The sequence below is a fragment of the Microbacterium sp. KSW4-4 genome (genome assembly GCF_023091185.1).
Taxonomy (GTDB): Bacteria; Actinomycetota; Actinomycetes; order Actinomycetales; family Microbacteriaceae; genus Microbacterium; species Microbacterium paraoxydans.
The window spans coordinates 304,180-324,805 of sequence record NZ_JAHWXJ010000002.1 but is presented as its reverse complement, the minus strand read 5'-3'; the positions used below and the strand labels follow the sequence as shown (position 1 = coordinate 324,805).

General features: G+C 64.2%; 14 protein-coding genes. 9 read left to right on the top strand and 5 right to left on the bottom strand.

Features of this window, described 5'->3' with window-relative positions; all coding sequences use genetic code 11:
• Positions 1-22: 22 nt before the first annotated feature.
• Positions 23-901, top strand: coding sequence for a metallophosphoesterase (locus KZC57_RS11165; protein ID WP_144881510.1), 879 nt, complete (start codon positions 23-25; stop codon positions 899-901).
• Between the two features lie 4 nt (positions 902-905).
• Here the strand turns inward: KZC57_RS11165 and KZC57_RS11160 are convergent, their stop codons facing one another.
• The gene (locus KZC57_RS11160) at positions 906-1,415 is read right to left on the bottom strand and encodes a hypothetical protein (protein WP_247641775.1); all 510 of its coding nucleotides are present in this window, start codon (positions 1,413-1,415) and stop codon (positions 906-908) included.
• 139 nt (positions 1,416-1,554) lie between these two features.
• Here KZC57_RS11160 and KZC57_RS11155 point away from each other — a divergent pair, with 139 nt between their 5' ends.
• The 5 genes from KZC57_RS11155 (at position 1,555) to KZC57_RS11135 (ending at position 9,583) form a co-directional block, all read left to right on the top strand.
• Positions 1,555-3,057: a SulP family inorganic anion transporter gene (locus KZC57_RS11155; protein WP_247641774.1), complete on the top strand. Its 1,503-nt coding sequence runs from the start codon at positions 1,555-1,557 to the stop codon at positions 3,055-3,057.
• Between the two features lie 94 nt (positions 3,058-3,151).
• Positions 3,152-4,177 (top strand): CBS domain-containing protein, encoded by a 1,026-nt coding sequence (locus tag KZC57_RS11150; protein WP_247641773.1) that lies wholly within the window; start codon positions 3,152-3,154, stop codon positions 4,175-4,177.
• A 90-nt stretch (positions 4,178-4,267) separates the two neighbouring features.
• Complete coding sequence (locus KZC57_RS11145; RefSeq protein WP_247641772.1) at positions 4,268-6,097, top strand: alpha/beta hydrolase; 1,830 nt, start codon at positions 4,268-4,270, stop codon at positions 6,095-6,097.
• A gap of 55 nt (positions 6,098-6,152) precedes the next feature.
• The gene (locus tag KZC57_RS11140; RefSeq protein WP_247641771.1) at positions 6,153-8,291 is read left to right on the top strand and encodes an AAA family ATPase; all 2,139 of its coding nucleotides are present in this window, start codon (positions 6,153-6,155) and stop codon (positions 8,289-8,291) included.
• Positions 8,288-9,583, top strand: a complete 1,296-nt coding sequence (locus KZC57_RS11135) for an McrC family protein (RefSeq protein ID WP_247641770.1) — start codon at positions 8,288-8,290, stop codon at positions 9,581-9,583. The genes KZC57_RS11140 and KZC57_RS11135 overlap by 4 nt, the downstream gene beginning before the upstream one ends.
• Before the next feature lie 14 nt (positions 9,584-9,597).
• On the opposite strand, the gene KZC57_RS11130 is transcribed toward KZC57_RS11135, so the two are convergent.
• The 4 genes from KZC57_RS11130 to KZC57_RS11115 all read right to left on the bottom strand — a co-directional run bounded on the left by KZC57_RS11130 (position 9,598) and on the right by KZC57_RS11115 (position 18,129).
• A complete protein-coding gene (locus KZC57_RS11130; protein WP_247641769.1) occupies positions 9,598-12,594 on the bottom strand; it encodes a DEAD/DEAH box helicase family protein in 2,997 nt (998 codons plus the stop codon).
• 2 nt (positions 12,595-12,596) lie between these two features.
• Positions 12,597-14,459 (bottom strand): site-specific DNA-methyltransferase, encoded by a 1,863-nt coding sequence (locus KZC57_RS11125; RefSeq protein ID WP_247641768.1) that lies wholly within the window; start codon positions 14,457-14,459, stop codon positions 12,597-12,599.
• A 60-nt stretch (positions 14,460-14,519) separates the two neighbouring features.
• Positions 14,520-17,453 (bottom strand): SNF2-related protein, encoded by a 2,934-nt coding sequence (locus KZC57_RS11120; RefSeq protein WP_247641767.1) that lies wholly within the window; start codon positions 17,451-17,453, stop codon positions 14,520-14,522.
• 73 nt (positions 17,454-17,526) lie between these two features.
• Positions 17,527-18,129 carry a MerR family transcriptional regulator gene (locus KZC57_RS11115; RefSeq protein ID WP_247641766.1) on the bottom strand — a complete coding sequence of 201 codons (603 nt, stop codon included), beginning with the start codon at positions 18,127-18,129 and terminating at the stop codon, positions 17,527-17,529.
• Between the two features lie 70 nt (positions 18,130-18,199).
• Between KZC57_RS11115 and KZC57_RS11110 the strand changes: the two genes are divergently transcribed.
• From KZC57_RS11110 to KZC57_RS11100, 3 genes are all read left to right on the top strand, one after another.
• Complete coding sequence (locus KZC57_RS11110; protein ID WP_247641765.1) at positions 18,200-18,724, top strand: monooxygenase family protein; 525 nt, start codon at positions 18,200-18,202, stop codon at positions 18,722-18,724.
• 162 nt (positions 18,725-18,886) lie between these two features.
• A complete protein-coding gene (locus KZC57_RS11105) occupies positions 18,887-19,525 on the top strand; it encodes a hypothetical protein (protein WP_247641764.1) in 639 nt (212 codons plus the stop codon).
• 91 nt (positions 19,526-19,616) lie between these two features.
• On the top strand, positions 19,617-20,537 hold the full coding sequence (locus tag KZC57_RS11100) for a hypothetical protein (protein WP_247641763.1): 921 nt from the start codon (positions 19,617-19,619) through the stop codon (positions 20,535-20,537).
• Positions 20,538-20,626: the final 89 nt, after the last annotated feature.

The window sequence follows — 20,626 nt, the reverse complement described above, 5'->3', positions numbered from 1 at the left end:
CGTCCGCCGACCAGGAAGAGACATGATCCTCACCGAACACCCTCGCCCGTCGCACACCTTCGTGCACATCTCCGACACGCACCTGCCCGGTGAACGGTCGCCGCTGTACGGCAGCGGGGCCGACGCCGACGCGAACCTGGCGGAGATGCTCGACCGGCTCGTCGCCTCGGGGCTCCGTCCCGACGCGCTGCTGTTCACGGGAGACCTGACGGACCGGGGCGATGCCGCCGCCTATGAGCGACTGCGCGAGCTCGTGACGCCCGCCGCCGATGCGCTCGGCTGCGAGGTCGTGTGGGCGGCCGGCAACCATGACGACCGCCGTGCCATGCGATCGGAGCTCGGACTCGCGGGGGCGGGTGACGAGCCGATCGTCGAGGTGCGGTGGTTCGGGGGGATGCGCGTCATCGTCGTCGATTCGACGGTGCCCGGCGCGCATTGGGGGGAGGTGCCGTCGTCGCAGCTGGATCGGCTGGAGGGAGAGCTGTCGACGGCGGCACCGCAGGGCACGCTGCTGCTCATCCACCATCCGCCCCTGCCGACGGTGCTCGACCTCGCCGTGACGGTCGAGTTGCGGGATCAGGACGCGCTGGCCGCGGTGCTGCGGGGGTCGGACGTGCGGGGCATCCTGTCCGGGCACGTGCACCATCCGTCCTTCGGCACCTTCGCTGGGATCCCCGTGGCCGTCGCCTCGTCGAGCGCGTACGGGCAGGACCTCGCACAGCCCGTGGGTGCCACGCGCGGACAGGACGCCGCGCAGGGCTACAACCTCGTGCACGTGTACGCCGACACCATCGTGCACTCCGCCGTCTCGCTCGAGCGCGGGGCGGACGTCGGAGAGCCGGTCGCCGCCGACGAGGCCGGGCGACGGATCGCCGGCGTCGGGATCGACTGGCGGGACTAAGCCGTCACGAGGTCGTCATCGGCGTCACCTCGACGTCGATCGAGCCGAACGGGAACGGGCTGACGACGCTCCAGGAGTCACCGGTGAACTGCTCAAGCGGGATCAGCGCGAACCAGACGTGCGAGACGACGATCGCGACCACCACGAGCAGCCCGACTCCGCGCAGGGCCCACTCCAGCGTCCGCAACGCCGTGCGCTCATCGGCCGCCTTCATCACGCGACCCAGCGCGAGCAGCAGGATGACGGCGATGGCGATGTAGACGAGGGGGCTCGGCGCGAGGCTGAGCTGGATGCACTGCGGAGCCTCGTCGACCGGCTGACCCGCGGAGTCGATGAACCCGCCGTTCGCGTCGACGCCGCCGGGGCAGATGCCTTTACTGGCGGTCATGAACACGGGGTAGAGGAATGCGGTGATCAGCGACCAGAGGAGGACGCGGCGGATCGCGGCGATGACCACGGCGCCGGGGAGCGCGGCGGATGCCGTGTCCGGGGAGGTGGACGGGGCGAGCGACATGCGGGGCTCCTCTCGGGGCGGTCGTGTTCATCCTGGCGGATGTGCGGGCCGGGTGGAAGGGGCACGGGGTGGGGGCTCGCGCATCAGTCGTAGGCTGGAACGTCTGCCTCCTCTCTGAGGCGCCTTCCCCTGGAGATCCATGTCTGCAACGACGGTCGACGACCGCGCCCGCTATCGCGCCCACCCCTCGGTGCTCGATGCACTGAAGAATCCGCGGCTGCTGACGCGGGAGGTGCTGGCCGGGCTCGTCGTCGGACTCGCGCTGATCCCCGAAGCGATCGCGTTCTCGGTGATCGCCGGGGTGGACCCGAAGGTCGGGCTGTTCTCGTCGTTCATCATGGCGGTGTCGATCGCGTTCCTCGGCGGGCGACCCGCGATGGTGACCGCGGCGACCGGAGCCGTGGCGCTCGTGATCGCTCCCGTCGCGCCGACGTATGGGCTCGACTACTTCATCGCGACGGTCATCCTCGCCGGGATCTTCCAGGTGGTCCTCGGAGTGCTCGGCGTCGCGAAGCTCATGCGCTTCATCCCGCGCAGCGTCATGGTCGGGTTCGTGAACGCGCTCGCGATCTTCGTGTTCAGTTCGCAGTTCCCGCAGCTCATCGACGTGCCCTGGCTGGTGTATCCGCTGGTGGCGCTCGGCATCGTCGTGATGCTCGTGATGCCGAAGATCACCAAGATCGTGCCGGCGCCGCTCGTGTCGGTGATCATCGTGACGGGTGTGGTGCTCGCCTTCGGGATCACGGTGCCGACGGTCGGCGATCAGGGTGAGCTGCCTCGGAGCCTGCCATCGCTGTTCATCCCGAACGTTCCGCTGACGTGGGAGACGTTCACGATCATCGCGCCGTTCGCGCTCGGCGTCGCGCTCGTCGGACTGATGGAGTCGCTGCTGACCGCGAAGCTCGTCGACGAGATCACCGACACCCACTCGAACAAGACGCGCGAGTCGTGGGGGCAGGGTGTCGCGAACGTGCTGTCCGGAATGTTCGGCGGCATGGGCGGGTGCGCGGTGATCGGTCAGACGATGATCAACGTGAAGGCCTCGGGCGCGCGGACCCGCATCTCGACGTTCTGCGCCGGGATCTTCCTGTTCCTGCTGGTGGTCGTGTTCGGCGACTTCGTCGGGACGATTCCGATGGCGGCGCTCGTGGCCGTGATGATCATGGTCGCGATCGGGGCGTTCGACTGGCACAGTGTGCGGCCGTCGACGCTGAAGCGGATGCCGAAGAGCGAGACGTTCGTGATGGTGTCTACCGTTTTGTTGGTCTTGGTGACGCACAACCTGGCGGTCGGGGTCGTCGGTGGGGTGCTCGTCGCGTCGGTGTTGTTCGTGCGGCGGGTGGCGCACTTCGTTTCGGTTACGCGCGTGCTGTCTGAGGCCAGGGACTTCGTGACGTACGTCGTGGAGGGGGAATTGTTCTTCGCGTCGAGCAATGATCTGACGACGTTGTTCTCGTATACCGAGGATCCGGATCGGGTTGTCGTCGATCTGTCGCGGTCGCATGTGTGGGATGCGTCGACCGTTGCTGCGTTGGATGCGATCGAGACGAAGTACGTCGCGTTGGGGAAGACGGTGAAGATCGTCGGGATGAATGACTCGAGCGGGACGATGCACGGGCGGCTGACCGGCGGGTTTGAGTAGCGGGGCCCTCTCAGCTTCCGCGGCCAGAGCCAAGCTAATTTGCCCTATCCTGACCAGCAGTGAGCCAACGTATGCCTTTGAGCATTGGAGAATCATGGCGTCCAACGCAAGCATCCCACCGGAGCCGACTGCTGAAAGTACTCTCGCTGAGAAGAAGAAGTACTTCGACCACATGCGGAAGCAGCAAGAGAGCATCTCCATCCGCGACTTGATCGGGTTCTGGGGCGCGCGAGGAAGAGGACGAAATATGGTCGAGACGGTTACGACCGATCTCGCCAACATGGGATTCGAGATTGATCCACCGATTGACACCGGAACCCTCGACACTCGCGTCAAAATTCGAAACGCGACAGCCTCGTCCAAGCAAGCCGACCCCGACGACCATCTTCTAACCCTCGCGCGGATTCCTGCCGCATCCTTCGCTTTGGCCAATCGAGACGAGCCATCGCTTCCAGGCCTGGTCGAGCCATCGACACCAATTGATGATGCGACTGCGATGATGCTGCGGTACGACTATTCGCAACTCCTCGTTGTTGATGACGTCACTCAGCGCAACCTCATCGGTGTGGTCAGCTGGAAATCTTATGGCTCGGCGCGGCTTCGCCGCGAAGAGCCTCGATACGTCGCGGACATTCTCATGCCCGCCACACCGGTCGACCTACACTCAGACCTATTTTCAAATGTCGGCCCGGTGGTGAAGTACGACTTCGTTGCAGTGACATACCAAGGGAAGCTGGCAGGCATCGTCACCGCAACCGACCTCACGGAGCAGTTCGAAGACCTAGCGGTGCCGTTCCTCGCGGTCGGTCGCTGCGAGAGAGAGCTGAAGCGAGTGGCGCGCGCCAAGTTCACCGGTGTAAACGCAGAGGACATCGACAGTGCGATGCTGGGAAAGCTGCAGCGGATGTACGCCGAGCACTGGGATGATCTCGGTTGGTCCATCAGCAAAGACGAGTTCAACGCCTGGATCGACTCAGTTCGGGAGCTCCGGAACAAGGTGGCGCATTTTGACGATAAGGATCTCGACCTGCGCCCCGCCGTGAGAACCGTCCACCAGCTCGCCGCTTGGCTTCGGGGGGTTCGAACCGAACAATTAACGTCCACAAGTCCGGCCACTTAGCCCGGCGCGCTGGGGGAGCTCGCCGGGTGCCTGTATGCACGCGCAGGTCAGTCGTACACCAGTATGCGAGATCTCGGCCATGATCAGTACATGGACATCGACGGCGCTTCCGGCCCCACCGAGACGACCCTGCTCTTCCTGCATGGTGTGGGCACGGGCGACCCCGGGGACCTCTGGCGGAACCAGCTTGACTTGACACTGCGACGCCTTGGTTATCCAACTCTCGACGATTCCGCTGTCATCGCACCGAAGTATGCGCACGCGCTCAAGGGCTTCGACGGCAAGACGACCATCCCTCCGGTGACAATCACGCAGCCCGGACGAGAAGCCGCACGAAGGAACCGGCGCGAGTTCGAGCGGCGGGTCGGAGCACTCGAGTTCCGACTCGGTCGGCATCACCGTGGAGGCGGAACGCTGGGTGGACAAGTAGTGATCGATACTGCCCTGGCGCTCCCCGCTTTCGTGCAGGCCCGCAACTACGTGTCGAACGAGCAGATCCGCGCCAACGTGCTCCGCCGCATCCTTGAGGCGTTACCCGACAGGGGACGTCTCGTCATCGTCGCGCACAGCCTCGGTTCGGTCATTGCCGCCGATGTGCTCCGACGCTTGCCCACCGCCCTCGAGGTCGCGGGGCTCGTGACTATCGGCAGTCCGCTCGCGAGCGCACGCTTCGAAGTCGACAAGCTGCGTGATGCGCTCAAAGAACCGCCGACGAACCTCTCCTGGTGGGTGAACTTCTGGAATCGACATGACCCCGTTTCAGCTAGTCGCGGCGTGTCCTCGGTCTTCCCCTGGCTCATCGACTTCCGCATCGACTCGCTTCCGAGCATCCACGTCCACGATGCCGTGCAGTACCTTGCCGACGACGCCGTGGGTGCCGCGGTCGGATATGCACTTTTCGGCTCACAGTCGAAAGAGGTCGAGCGCGCGCACACTGCCGTTGACATCCCGCTCGATGTCGCGGAACGGTACGCAGTAGTCGCGCTGCGTTACGCATCGCTGATCCGCAACAGGCTCGACGGCGACGTTGGCGATCGATACTCCGGAGCCCTCCGCTACGTGCAGGCCACGGCGATCGACAACATCATGCAGCGCAACGAGCAGACGCGGCGCCCGACCCCGTCAGCGGTCGCGCGACTCGCCTTCGACCTTGCCGACCCGGATGCCCCGACGCCGGCTTCCCTTCCCACGAGCCATATTGCGAAAGACGATGCGGTCGTGCTCTTCACGGTGCTTGCGTCTGAGAACATCCTGCGCCCCTTCGAGATCACGATCCCTCAGGACAAGCAGCAGAGCGCGCTGAGAGATCTGGCAGCGGAGATGGACCTAGGCAGCCAGTTCGGCGCCGACGTCTTCGAAGCGGCAAAGCGATCCCGTGAGGTACTCAGCGGAAGCAAGGTAGCCGCCAACCTGATCAAGTGGGGCGCCATCGGCGCAGGAGCTGCGGCTCTCGTTGCCGCGACCGGCGGGTTGGCACTCGCGGTCGCCCCCGGCGTGGTCGGCGCTGCCGTTGTGACGACAGCTCTGGCGAGCTTCGGCCCGGGCGGCATGATCGGTGGGCTCATCACGGCGGGCACACTCGTCAGCGCCGGCGGAGGTGGCATCGCTTTCGGCCTCGCCAGCCCAGGAGCAAGTGCAGAAACGGTCGAGACCGTTGTCGCGCGGCAACTCGCCGCTGTGATCTTGCGTGAGCTCCAAGGTCTCGAGCAAGATCCCGCGGTGTGGCATAACCTCGTCGAGATCGAATCCGAGGTTCGGCGAGAGTACGAGCGGCTTGATGAGTTCTCCGACGACAACGCCGCGGGGATGAGAGAACTCAAACGCAAGCTCGCAGCAGCCGAGCGGGCTCTGGCCTATATGCGCGGCCGCGGGTTGGAGCCGGGCGCTCTTATCGACGACGAGGAAGACTTGTCGGCGTGATCATGGACGGCGCCCGCCCGCGTCGTTTCGAAATGAGCTGATCCGGAGGGGATCGATGGACAAGAACGTCAAACGTGCCGAGCGCGCGCGTACAGCCCTGAAAATTCTTGCCGAGCGCGCCCCAGACGGTTCGTATCTACCCGTGTCGGATCTGTGGGCGGAATGTCTCCAACGTGTCCCCCTGACTCCGTACGAATCAGAACTCAAATCGCACAACCGCCCTAGGGGAGAGATCGACTGGCGGTGGTCGAGCGCTGATCTCGTCGCCGCCGGATGGCTCCGCAAGAACCCGTCCGGCATCGGCGAATGGGCCATCACATCGGAAGGTGTCGACGCGCTTAGCGGTCACCCGGGAGACTCGCTTCTTCTCGAGGCTCAACGCCGATACTCACTCGGACGTGCGCGACTCCGCGACGAGATCGACCAAGCGCTTCCTGAGCGGTGGGTCAGCACTGACAGCGCTCAGCGGAAGCTTCTCGCGGCTGCTGACGTGATCGTTCAGGAGGGACTCCGCAAGGGGATGTCCGCCTTTGCTCCCGGGCGGGAGGTGTGGAGCAGCGAGAACATCCGCGAAGTTCGTGCCATCTGGAACTCGGCGGAAGCAACCGAGGGGCAGGGCTTCACGGGCAACCTCGCGATCCAGTTTGCCGACGCTACAGATGATCAGCGCCTTCTGATGGCCGAGGTCATCACACTTCAGGTGCTGCCGATCGGCTGGATCATCGGCCACGCCAAGAAGCGTGAGCGCGTCGAGTCAATGCTGAAGACGATGCGGCATCCGGTCGAAATCCCCCAGGTCTTCGACGAGGCATTCGGCGGCGGTGCGTTCAACCCGGGTCAGGGGATGCAATCACACGTCAACAAGGCGATCACCGTCATCCTCGATGTTCTCCTTGCGTGGACCGAACTCAATGATGAAGAACAGGTCGCAGCGTTGGAGGATCCCCGAAAATGGCGTGATGTCGTGTTGGGCTCCGACACGGCTTTCCCGACCCAGCGGTATGCGCTGCTGTACCTGGTGCACCCCGGCTTCTTCGGACCGATCGTCTCGACGGATCATCGTCGTCTCATCCGAGAGGCATTCATCGGCGAGATCGGCGGGGAGTTCTCCGACGACGCAGACTCAGACCTGCAGCGCATCCAGATCGCCCTTCAGCTCAAGGCGGGCAAGCCGGTGACTGTGTACGACGAGCCGCTTCGCGACCGTTGGCACCCTGATACGCAAAAGGGCACCCCTGAGCTTCCGCTGGATGACGATGAAACCGACGATGTCGCGAGCGCGGACCCGCGCGGCTTTGTCCCCTCCGAGGTCGACGTCATCGAACTCGCAGACGCCACCCACCTGCACGAAGCCTGGCTGGAGAAGGTCACGAGCGCGCTGCACCGCCGGGGGCAGGTGATCCTCTACGGCCCTCCCGGAACCGGCAAGACGTATGTCGCTCGCGCGCTGGCCGACCGACTCGGCAAGCCCGGCAGCGTCGTGAAGCGCATTCAGTTCCACCCGTCGTACACCTACGAAGACTTCTTCGCCGGCTACCGACCGGTGACGGATGCCGCGGGGCAGCTGTCTTTCTCCCTCACGCGCGGGCCGCTGCGAGAGATCGCGGACGAGGCCCGAAAGAACCCTGATGTGCCGCACGTGCTGATGATCGATGAGATCAACCGGGCGAACCTCAGCAAGGTGTTCGGTGAGCTGTACTACCTGCTCGAGTACCGCGACGATGCGATCGACGTGCTCTACGCCGGGTCGGGCGATGATGGCGGGAAGTCCTTCAGCCTCCCCGCGAACGTGCTGATCATCGGAACGATGAACACCGCCGACCGGTCGATCGCACTGCTCGACTCGGCGATGCGCCGCCGGTTCGCTTTCTTCGAGCTGCATCCGGATGTCGCTCCTGTGAAGGGCATCCTCGGGCGGTGGGCGGAGCAACATCCGCAGACACTTCCGGTCGCCGAGCTGTTCGAGCTGCTGAACGAGAGCATCCGCGATCGCGAGGACCGCATCGGCCCGAGCCATCTGCTCCGCAAGGACGACCTGAGCGAGGCGGACCTGCGCGCCGTGTGGGAAGAGAGCATCCTGCCTCTGCTCGAAGAGCGGCACATCGGCACGGGTGTCGACGTACACGTGAAGTACGGGCTGGATGCTCTGCTCGCGACCGTCACGGTGAGCGCGGACCCATCGCCTCAGACATGAACGCCGTAGTGGCCGAGCCTCGTGTCGAGGAGATCACCGAGAAGGGCGAGTCCTTGGTCGGGCTCACTGCGTCACAAGCAGCGCGTCTGCAGGAGCTGCGATTCTGTCGGGTCTCACCAACAACGGATCTCGGCATCTGGCGGGTCACGGACGTGACGCGCGTCGGTGTGGTCGCGATCGATGACGTACGTCTGATCATGCGGCCGAAGACGCCGCTCCGAAGTCTCATCTTCATGGCGTCCTACTCCGGCTTGCAGGCGGAGGTGGATGATGCGTCGTTCGCATTCGAAGCCGATCAGGATCTCCCTGCTGCGCTGGCCTCCGCATTGATACGGGCAGTCGGGGAGGCGACAGGGCGAGGGCTACTCAAGGGATACCTCTCCGTCGAGGAGACGGGCACCATGATCCGTGGTCGCTGGGACATCGCGCGGCAGCTCAAGGTGCGGCCGGGTATCCCCGTGCCGGTGGAGCTCACCTACGACGATTACACCGAAGACGTCGCGGAGAATCGGATCCTCAAGGCTGCCCTGCGCGCGCTTATGCGCCTGGAGCAGCTTCCGCGGCGGGTGGTCAACAAGCTCGGTCCGCTGCTGGGGTTGTTCTCCGAGGTATCCGATCTGCGTGCGACGGGCCCGGTCATGCTGCCCGCGGAATCACGGTTGAACGCGCACTACCAGCCTGCACTCCGCCTCGCCCGATGGGTTCTCGAGGCGACATCGTGGGCGCACGCCGAGGGTGCGAGCTCGGGGTCCGCTTTCTTGCTGAACGTGGCGAAGGTGTACGAGGACTTCGTCGGGCGGGTTCTTCAGGCGACGCTGCACCCGGAGGGGTTCGACGTCGACCTGCAGGTGTCGGACTGGCGGTTGGACACCGAGGGGAAGATCCGGATGCGTCCGGACATCGTGATCTCGCGGCACGGGCGAGTGGTTGCGGTTGCGGATACGAAGTACAAAGTGTGGGGCGAGAGCGACGGGTCGCCGCCCAATGCGGACGTGTATCAGGCGCTCGCGTACGCGGTGACGGCGGGAGTGCGGGAGGTGCATTTGCTGTATGTGTCGGGAGATATGAGGCCGCGACGGTATGAGATCGCTGCGACGGGGACGACGGTGATCGCGCATGCAGTTGATGTGAGCGGGGAGCCTCGACTGCTCGCCGCCCGTGTGCGCACACTCGCGACGCTGGCGCTTGCTCACCCCGGCGTTTCGACCAGCGATTCCATTCAAGCTACGTCCAGCGTGGCCTCAGCGACGCTGGATCAGAGATCCGCGCTATCCGCGCCTGATCAACTTTAAGCCCCATTCCTCGGTCACAGATTCCACACTCCCGGCACCGATCGGCCATAACTCACCAGTCCAATAGCCTCGAAGTGGCGTTCGGCCGACTTGATCTTGGCGAGTTCGGCCGGGCGGAGCTTCGAGTCGTCGAGCGTGCTCTTCGTCTCGCGGATCATGTAGATCCGGTCTTCGCCGTCCTCCTGCTTGATGATCGCCCAGTCGGGGTTGTACGGGCCGACTGGGGTGTCGATCTTGAACTTCGCGGGCAGCTTCATGAACAGTTTGATGTCCTCGCGAGAGTCGATCAGCTCCGCGAACTGGCGCTCGACATCGGAATCGAAGACGACGTAGTCGAAGTCGGTCTTCTGGGTGTGCTGCACCTTGTACATCTGGTCGAGGAAGCGCTCCTTCTCCTCCTCGCCGTCCCGCTGCAGCTCGCGAAGCTCGTAGACCGAGCCAGCGATCCGCTCGTACTGGATGCCCTCGACCACGATCTTTGCCAACTCGCTCTGCAGCGCGCGTTTGGTCATCGCGATGAAGTCGTTCGGGTTGCCGATGAACTCGCCCAGCCGCTCGCTGCCGATCAGGATGTCGACGATGGTCTTGCGGGTGAGGGAGGTCGCCTCCTGCAGTTCCGTGATGATGTCTGGCAGGTCGTAGCTGCCCTTGAGATCGGCCGAGCGGGTGCCGAGTTCTTCGCCCTTGGCACCACCTCGAAGCACCTTGACCCCGGCGCGGGTGATCTGGATGCGCAGCGCGTCGATCTTCGGCGCTTCCCGTATCGCCCGGATGGCGTTCTCGATCAGCTGGTCGCGACCGACCTTGACGCGGTAGGTGGTCTTCTGGCTGATCGTCTCCCAGAACTCCTCAAACTCCGGTGTCGCGTAAAGCTGCTTATTGAGCACGCGCGGCTGACGCTTGCTGACCGGCTTGACGTACTTGCCGATGTTCGCACGCTCGACTAGCTCGATGATGATCGACTCGGCCCAGACGAAGTCGACGGGCAGGTCAAGGTCGAAGCCGAGCTGGTTCGGCTGAAACTTCGGCGTGACCGCGCCGTCCTTGTCGATGAAGCCCTTGTCCTTGAGGTGCTCCCACACGAGGACGGATCGCTGGTAGCCGAACTGGTCATCGGTGAGCGCACCGTTCTCGTCCTGCAGCGGGATCTTCGAGAACTCGGCCCGGCGCACACGGCCGATCTCGACACCGGCGTCCTTGTACTCGCGCTGGAGCGCGTCCGCGAACTTCGTGTACGACTCGTTCGCCACCACGGTCAGCGTCGCGACGCCCCGGTCAGCGACACGGGTATAGCCGTCGTCCGTCTTTGCGACAGGGAGGCGCAGTCCACGGCCGAGGGTCTGGCGGCGCTCGGTCTCGGCACCCATCTCGCGCAGGGTGCAGATCTGGAAGACGTTCGGGTTGTCCCAGCCCTCGCGCAGGGCAGAGTGGCTGAAGATGAAGCGCACGGGCTCGTTCTCGTCGAGCAGGCGTTCCTTCTGCTGCATGATCAGTTCGTAGGCGTCGTCATCGGCCTTGGTGGTGCCGGACGAGTCCTGGAAGGTGGTTGTCTTGCCGCGCTTGATCTGGGAGAAGTACGCCCGGCGCAGTGCACTCGGCGCCTGCGGCAGCAGCTCCTGGTAGCGCGCAGACTTCGCACGCTCCTCGATGAAGACCTCGTCGAACCACTGCACGAAGTCACCGCTCGCGTCGTCGTTGTTCGTGCCGTCGCCCAGGTAGCTGGCGACCTTATCGACGAAGAAGAGGCTGAGCACCTTGATGCCCTTGGCGCGCAGCATCGATTCCTTGCGCAGGTGCTCGCGGACGGTCTCGCGGATCATCTCCTTGTAGATCGCGCCGGCCGAGGCACCGATGCTCTCGCCCTCGTACAGGAACCCGTGGGTGGTGAGGTCGACGTAGGCGGGCTCGATGCTCATCTCGTTGATGCGCCAGCCCTCGTAGATCGGATTGTTCGTCAGGCGCGCATCCGACAGCTCCTGATGCTGCTTCACACTCACAACCCGGCGCTCAAGCGAGCCATCGGCTTTGCGGCAGGAAAGCTCCAGCCGGGCCGACCACGACGGCTCACGCCGCACCTCAACCAGCTTGATATACGGCGTCGCGTCCGCGCCCTGCTGGGCCACCTCAGCCACGACGATCTGCTTCACCAGACCGAGATCGTGGGCGTCGACCGGGTCGAGCCGGTAGACGACGTTGCGCTGCTTCTTGTGCGTGGCGCTGTAGCGCAGGGTGAAGAGGGGGTCGAGTTCACCGACCGCCGACTGCGACAGCTGCGACTCCATGTTCTGCGGCTCGTCCATGATGACAACGGGGTGAGTTGCCCTCAGATAGTCGATCGGGCGCAGGCCGTTCAGCTTGTCGCGCGTCTGGTGGATGATGCGCGTGTTCGCGTTGCCACGGATCGAGTCGATCGTCATGATCAGAATCTGCACGTTCGTGGACGTTGCGAACGACTGCACCTCCTCGGCGCTCTTGCCGCTGTAGATCGAGGCATCGAAGGTGATGCCCTGCGGCTTGTAGAGGTTCTCGAAGTGCTCGCGCATGAGTCGGATGCTCGTGCTGACGCCCTCGCGAATCGCGACGCTCGGCACGAGGATCACGAACTTCGTGAAGTTGTAGCGGACGGCCAGATCGAAGATCGTGCGCAGGTAGACGTAGGTCTTGCCCGTGCCGGTCTCCATCTCGATATCGAAGTCGAGCGCGTCGCCCGCAAGCGCCGACGCCACCTCAAGGCCGTCGCGATCCTGCACACGCTGCAGGTTCGCAAGGATCAGGTCACGATCGAGCACCAGGCTGTTGCCGACTGCGCCGACCTCCTGCGTCAGGTCGATGTCAAGCACCGACTGATCCGAGTCGGGCAGCACCGCCGCACCACGCAGCGTCGTGACCAGCTTTTCTGCATCCTTCGGCTGCCCGTCGAACAGGTCGACCACTGACGCGATCGCATCAAGCTGATACGGCTGACTGGCGTCGAACTGGAATCCTGAACCGCTCACTGTGCTGTTCTTCATACTCAGGCCGTCCAGAGCTCAATGCCCTTGCTCTTTGCGAGCTGGGCCAGGTTGGTCTTGAGTTCGTCGTCGCCCTGGAACGCGTCCTCGAGCACGATGATCCGCGTCGGAGACTCATCCACAAGCGCACGAAGCTGCTCGAGCGTCGGCTTGACGTGCTCGTTCAAGTAGGCCAGCACGGCGATATCGCCGTCCCGGTCACGTACGAGCCGGACGTCAAGCCCACGAACCTCGGCGGACGAGACCGCCTCGGACAGGGAGTAGCCCTGCTTGAGCAGAATCTCGGTGAGCAGATCGTCGGCCGAGGCATCGTCAGTGGCGCTGTCACGAAGGCTGAGCAGGTGCTGCTGCAGCACATCCTCTTCGACATCGCTCGACAGCCGCCACTTGGCGAAGTTCGTATCTGAGAGCTTGTACGCCCGGAAACCGGTGTCCACTGTCTGAGCGGTGACTTCGTTCTTGATCTGACTACCCGCTAGCTCAAGTCGCCGCCGCGCGATGTGGGCCAGCGTTGGGAACCCAGCCTTGTGAGCCGCAGAGTTTTCACCTGTCGGTTCCGGCAACTGCACTTGGATATGACGACGTGTTCCGCCATCCTTCGCGTTCGAGGCCATTACAGCGTGCCCGGTCGTAGCAGAACCGGAGAAGAAGTCGAGGACGATGTCGCCGTTGCCGACTCCAGCGACCTGCATCATCCGCTCGATCAGCCCGATCGGCTTGGGGGTGTCAAAGGGCAGAACGCCGTCAAAAAGAGCCTTGAGTTCGCGTGCGGCATCGCGAGTGACACCGACCTCCTTGCCAAACCAGATCGACTCAACGGCGCGCCCTTCGACGGTGTCCAGGTAAATCTTTCGCGTGATCTTGGTCTCGGCCTCGTCGAAGACGATCTCACCGCTTTCAATCTTCGCGGCCATCGTCTCCCTGCTCCATCGCCAGCCATTCTCAGGCGGCTCAATCGTCTTGCCGCTCGGAGTCTCAAGCGGGTAACGGAGATTGGGCCTGTAGAGGGCGTTGCGAACGTCGCCTGCGCGCCAAGGGCCACGAGGGTCGTTGTCGGGATTGCGGTAGTTGACGTTGTGCTCGGCAGTGCGTTCAAGCGCATGTAGTTCGAATACTTCGCTGCGGCGATAGCAAAGAAGAATGTTGTGGTGAAGGGACACCGTGTTGGTATAGCCCTTCGGCTGAATGCTGTGCTGCCAGACGAACTCGCCCACGAAGTTGGACGCGCCGAACACCGTATCCATGAGCAACCGAAGGTTGGCGTCTTCGTTCTCATCGATACTGACAAAGATGACGCCGTCATCGGTGAGCAGGTTCCGCGCAAGCTTGAGGCGCGGGTACATCATGTTGAGCCAGTTGGAGTGGTAGCGGCCTTCAGTCTCGGCGTTGGTCGTGACCTTCTTGCCTTCCTCGTTGACCTGGCGCGTCCATTCGAGGTAGGTGTCGAGGCCCTCCTTGTAGTTGTCCGGGTAGACGAAGTCCTTGCCGGTGTTGTACGGAGGGTCGATGTAGATCAGCTTGATCTTCGCGTGGTAGTGCTTCTGCAGGATCTTGAGCACTTCGAGGTTGTCGCCCTCAATGAAGACGTTCTGCGTTGTGTCCCAGTCTTTCGAGTTCTCGAAGTCGGGCTTAAGTGTTGCTGTGGTCGGTTCCTGCGCCGCACGGAGGGCTCGCTTCTTACCGGGCCAGAAGAGCCCAAACCGCTCACTGCCATCGGCTGCGTCGCCGTCGAGCAGTTCCTTGAGCTTCTCGACATCCACCTTGCCGTCGGCGATGGCCTCGGGAATCAGATCGGCAAGCTGCGCTGCCAGCTCGGTCTGGAAGTTCGGAGTAGTGGATGGTGTTTCGTAGATCTCGTCAGTCATTCGGGTAATTCTCTTTCATGATTTTAACAATTTGCGTCGGGTTTGTGAATGACCCGTGGTCTATGTGGCGATCCGCCATCGAATGGTGAACAGGTGCTCGGTCTCCTGGGTTCCCTGGAGTGACTGCTCGATCAGCTCTAGGTACATGTCGGCCTCGGCCCGGAGCTTCTTGCGTGTGTCTCGGAAGTCCTCGTCGGCCTCCTCGGCACGCTGCTCCCACTTCCGGGCCTCCTTCTTGAGCCGCAGCTGCTCCATCGGGTCATCGACCTGCCGGGCGAGTTTGCGGGCTTCCTTCTCCTTGGCGCGGTACTCGCGGATCTTGCCCTCGTGCTCGGCCTTGCGGTCCTGCTGGTTGCGGTAGAGCAGTTCCTCCTGCTGGTCGTAGTAGCGGGAGTTGCGGCCCTGGACTTCCTTCTCCAGCTCCGCCCGTCGTGCATCAAGGTGCGGCGTGAAGCGTGCCGCACCGATCGCCACGGCCTGCTCTCCAACCGAGATGCAGGCCAGGTCGAGGATGTCCGCGACGTACTCCTCATCGAGCCACTGGCCGTCATCGGTCAGGGCTCCGGCCAGCATGTAGGACTCGGAGACATCCTCGTCGCGCGCCCTCATACGGAAGGTCGCAACGCTGACGGTGAGTTCACCGCTGGTGCTCTCCAGCGCACGAATCGCGCTGCTCACACGCTCCGACTGGCTGAGCGAGAACGTCAGCTCGCGTGCCGGGGTGTCGTGGGTCTTGGCGGTCTCGACGACATGCTGGGCCAGCGGGCTCGCGTAGCGGTACTGGTGGGCGTTCTCCAGCGGCTGGGACTTGAAGAAGTAGCGCCCGGTCGGCGCGTCCTTCACCGGGGTCCGGTTCAGCACGAAGGTGCGCCCGTCGCCCTCGAAGGTGGCGTGCTGGTCGAGTTCGTGCCGGGTTACCGCGAGCAGTAAGCGCTCGAACTTGTTGAGCACCTCGCCGGACTGCGTGTCGTAGGCCTTGAGGCGATCCTGGACGTGGGGGTCGAGGTTGTCGAAGACCTTCGCCTTGGCGCTGGCCATCTCGTGCGAGATCTCGCTCGCGTACTGCGCCTCCAGCTCCTTGAACGCGGAGTCCAGTTCGTCAGCGGTTCTGCAGCGGGTGAGGATGTCGCTGATCGTCTTCTCGAAGTCCAGCCCGTCCTCGATCGCGCCGAGCACCTCGTCGCTGGCGCCGAAGACGCTGGAGAACAGTTGGAACTTGTTCGTCAGCAACTCCAGGATGCGCTGCTCGGCGATGTTGCCCTTGTTCGAGAAATTCACGACGACGACGTTGTGCTTCTGCCCGAAGCGGTGCACGCGTCCGATGCGCTGCTCGACGCGCTGCGGGTTCCAGGGCAGGTCGTAGTTGACGAGCATCGAGCAGAACTGCAGGTTGATGCCCTCCGCTGCGGCCTCGGTCGCGATCATGATCGTGCCCCCGGTGCGGAAGTAGTCCACGAGCGCCTTGCGCCGATCCATGGCGGCGATGCCGGTGATCAGGTCGCCGTCTCTGTTCTTCTCCAGCCACGCCTGGTAGATCGCGGTCTGCTCCGGCCCGTTGTTCGAGCCGTTGAACAGGACGAGTCCCGCGCCACGACCGGCCTCCCGCAGTGAGCGCGCGATGTACTCCTGCGTCTTCGTCGAGTCCGTGAAGATGATGGCCTTCTCGGGAGCGCCCAGTTCACGGAGCCGCTCGAAGCCGAGGTCGAGCGCCTCTCCGAGCTTGACGGCCTTCTGGTTCTCGGTGATCGAACGAGCCAGAGCCGCGTACTCGCGCAGCTCCGCGACCTCGGCACGCATCGCCTCCAGCAACGACTCGTCCAGCGGCAACGACGACGCACGGGCACCGGTGTCCGTGCCGTCAATCTCGTCGGCCTCCTCCATTTCCTCGCTGGTGATCTCGTCGTCGACAGCGAAGTCTGCTGCCACGAGGCCACCACGGCCGTCGCGGCGCTGCCCGGCGGCAACCTCATCGGCCAGGCGATTCGCGATGTTCTCCAGCGTGCTCGCGACCGCGTAGGTCGACGAACCGAGACGCTTGCGGATGATCAGGGCAGAGAGGTGGCGCTGGCTACCGGCGAAGGCGAACAGCTCGTCGCGCTGCAGGTAGTCGTTCACCAGGTCGTAGAGCCGCGCCTCGTCCGGCGACGGGGTGAACTCAACGGTCAGCGGCAGGCGCTTGGTGAAGTGGATGTACTTGTCCGCATCACGCCGCAAGGTGCGCTTTGAGACGGTGGCGACACGCTCGACCAGGTCGTCATCGCCAACCATGTCGCGGTTCTTGACGTACCGCTCGCGGAACGCATCGAGCGAGTAGAAGTAGCCCGGGTCGAAGATCGACACCAGCCCATACAGCTCTTCGAGCTTGTTCTGCAGCGGCGTCGCCGTCAGCAGCACCGTCTTGTGCGCACCCGACACGATGTGCGCCACCGCCTCGGCGGCCTTCGTCTTGCCCGTCCAGTAGTTCCGTAGCCGGTGCGCCTCGTCCGCGACCACGAGATCCCACGCCTTGAGCAGCGAGGTCTCGTGCCGGAGCGCGAACTCATAGGAGCAGATCAACACCTGCGCCGAGCGACCACCCGCTGCAGCAAGCAGCGAGTCCTTCGACTTCGGATCGAGGATGGACGAGGGGATCAGGAACTTCTCGTACAGCTCCTGCTGCCACTGCTGCCGCAGACTCGACGGGGCAACGATCAAGATGCTGCGGCGGCGTTCGGCCCAGTACTGCGAGATGACGATGCCCGCCTCGATCGTCTTACCGAGGCCCACCTCATCGGCGAGGATCACGCCCGGCAGGAACGGTGTCTGCAGAGCGAACAGCGCGGCGTCGATCTGGTGCGGCTTCGGCTCCACCTGGGCGTCGAACAGGAGCCCGGCGAGCTTGCCGACGTGATCGTTCGCGTAGCTACGCTGCAGCTCGTGCGCGTAGTACTTCGCCTGGTAGTCAGTCAGAGGGTGCGATGGCTCCGCCTCCGGCCGTCCCAAATTAGTCCCCACGCCCACACGCTATCGGTGGTGAAGCTGTTTCGGGGAGACGCGTACGAAAAGTGTGGCGTCCCGAACCTCAGGCCTACCCAAACCGCTCCCCCGAGCTCACCTGCTGCGCCACCCGCCGCAACGCCAGCAACAACGGCTCCACCAGCACCGACCCCAGCACCACGTACCGCACAGCAGCCTCCGCAGACTCCTCCGGCACCCCCGCGATCTCCGCATCCGCGATTCGCCGCGCACCCGCGAGGTACTCCGTCATCACCGCTTCCGGAACCATGAACCCGACGCGCTCCAGCCCCTGCAACGCTCGCGCGACCGCATGCAGCACCGCGGGGTCACACATCCCTGGCTTCCACCCGAGCCGGGCGGCGAGCGCCTCAGCGCCGGCGAGGTCCAACGCGTCATCGGCGGGCGGGGTGATCGCGGCATGCGCGGTCCCCAGCAACTCGTGCGGGTTCGCGGGCGGATCATCCAGCGCCGCGACCACCCGTCGCGTCTCGGCGATGCTCACGCCCGCGTCGAGCAGCGCCCGGATCACCCGCAGCCGCTCCACATGCTTCTCGCCGTACGCGGCCTGCGTCGCGGAGGTGCGCTCCCCCTCGGGCAGCAACCCCTCGCGCAGGTAGTACTTGATCGTCGGCACGGTCACGCCGGTCTGCGCTGACAGTTCGGAAATCCTCATGGCCACCTCTTGACTTCGATAGTAGCGCTATCCATTATGGATAGCATCGCTATCCAGTTGAGGAGTCGCCATGTCGAAAGTCGTCACGGGCCGCATGACCCACCGCCACGAGGGCGAGCTCGTCGTGTTCCACATCGGGATGCAGATCAACCGATGGTGGCGCCCCGACCTGTGGCTGCCGGCGTTCGTCGCCATGCCGCGCATGCTCCGCGAGCTCAGCACCGAGCCCGACTCCGGTCTGCTCGGCTACCAGCTCCTCCTCGGATCGGGCGGGCCCTACGTCGTGCAGTTCTGGTCGTCCGTCGACAAGCTCTACGCCTATGCCTCGAACCCGGACCAGCAGCATCGTCCGGCATGGACCGCCTTCAACCGCGCCGCCCGCAGGGCTCCGGGAGCGGTCGGCGTGTGGCACGAGACGTTCCTCGTCGACACCGCAGAGAGCGTGTACGTCTCGACGAAGCGCATGGGCCTCGCAGCCGCGACGGAGCATGTGCCCGTGCCGCGACGCCACGACCGCGCGCAGGCGCGGTTCACGGATGGGCGGACGGCGGCAGCCCACCCGAGAGCCGAACACTCCCAGGCCAACACTCAGTGAGCCCCTTTAGGCACCGGGAACCGCACCATTTCCGACACCATCGCCTAGACTACGTTCCTCACCCAAATATATTGCAATCGTCCTCATGTGTGCGCTTTACTCACTGCAGATACAGATCGCATAGGAGGATCCATGAGACGATACATTCCTAGCCTCGGACTGGTGGCTGGCCTGAGTGTGGCTTCAACGCTGCTCCTCGCGGCTCCCGCTTCGGCCGATGTGGGACTTCTCTCCGACGCCGAAGAGTCAGCGATCCGATCCACGATGACCGAGGGCGGCATCGACCTGGAGATCCAGGATCAGCTCGTCGACAAGATGGAGCACGGCGAAGCTCCTGACTCACTTGCTGGAAAGGGGCCTGTGCGGACGATGATCGAATCCACGAGCACCGGCACTCGCACCATCAGTATCTTCGCCGACGGTTCTCGGAGTTGGACCGAACTCGAGCGTCCGACCGGTGCGTCAGACCCAGCAACGCGGTCCTCGATCAGCGGTTGCAGAAGCTCCGCGGGCTGGAAGGTTGGATGCCGGGTGGGGGTCTACGACCTCATCAGCAGCGCGACCTTCGTCATCGACTACCAGACCAGCACTTCGGGTCGCGCGAGGGTTCGCGACATGCGATCGCTCACCTGCGACAACGTCGCCGGCTCCTGCACCCGATCGGGCAGCATCAAGCGGGCGACGCAGAGCGCCGCGGGCCCGGCCTGGGCGGAACTCCGGTACACCGCGAACTTGGCCTGGGCAACCACAAAGGGCTCTATCGGGATCCGCGTAAGCGGCACATCCGTCTCCACCTATTGAACGCCGCCAGCGCCGCAGCACGAAGGAGCCCCAATGTTCGGAAACGTCTTCGCCGTCACCGTTATCCTCCTCTGGCTCGTCCTCGTCGGCGGTGCGGGGTACGCCATCTTCCTCTTGGGAAGAGCGGCCTACCGCCGGCTTCGGCACAACTCTCGTCTTGATGTCGAGCAGGCGCAACGCGGGAGCCCACATCTTCGTTGACGATCCGGCCCGAGTCGACCGCTCGTGGTTCTCGATAGTCTCGCGACGCCGTCAGAACCTCGTCGCAACGCTCAGCATGTGGAGCATCTTCGCGCTGAGCCTCGTCGCGGCCCTGACATCCTGCTCCCCGGGGGAAATTGCACCTTCCACCGCCTCCTTCGCCCGGACCTCCGCGACGATCGTCCAGCCGACCAACGCGAACTATCCGATCAACCTCATCTTCGTCGCCGAGCCCGACGACGCGATCTGGACCGACCTCACCGGCATCGTACTTTCGGGCGAGTTGTCAATCCCGCCGGGCGACTTCACCGTCATCCGTGGAGACGGCACCAACGGGGTCATACTCGGGAACGTCACCTTCACTGTCGACGTTGCCGCCGCCGGGCTGTCGTTCCGTACGGTCGGCCTCGTCTTCGCGGGCTCGTCGACGATCACTCAGGTGCCCGTCGGCAGCTGGTCGCTGAGGGGCGCGCCGGCCGACGATTTCGCCTCCGCAGACGCCGGTGCGGACGTGGTCGGGATGCCGCGGTGCACGATGGCCGACTTCCCCGTTCCTGAGGCGGTGGCGTCGGTCCAGCGCTTCGACCCGGGCTCACCAGATGTCCGCCCAGACGAGGTCTCATTGGACGCCCGGTCGCACAGCGTCACAGCGGAACTCGCGTGCGAAGGAGACTTCGACTTCCGCATCATGAGCCCGTCCATCGACTACACGGACGACAGCGGCAAGGCACGCACCACTCGCCTCGCGCCCGTGTCGATCGGCTTTCAGGACGTCACCGATGCGGACCTGCAACGCATCGCGAGTCGTTGACGCTTCACGAGGAGGGAACCACGATGTCCGGCAAGCAGGCCCAAGGGTGGCGAAGTCTCGGCGGCCCGCTGCCACGTGGCGAGCGATCA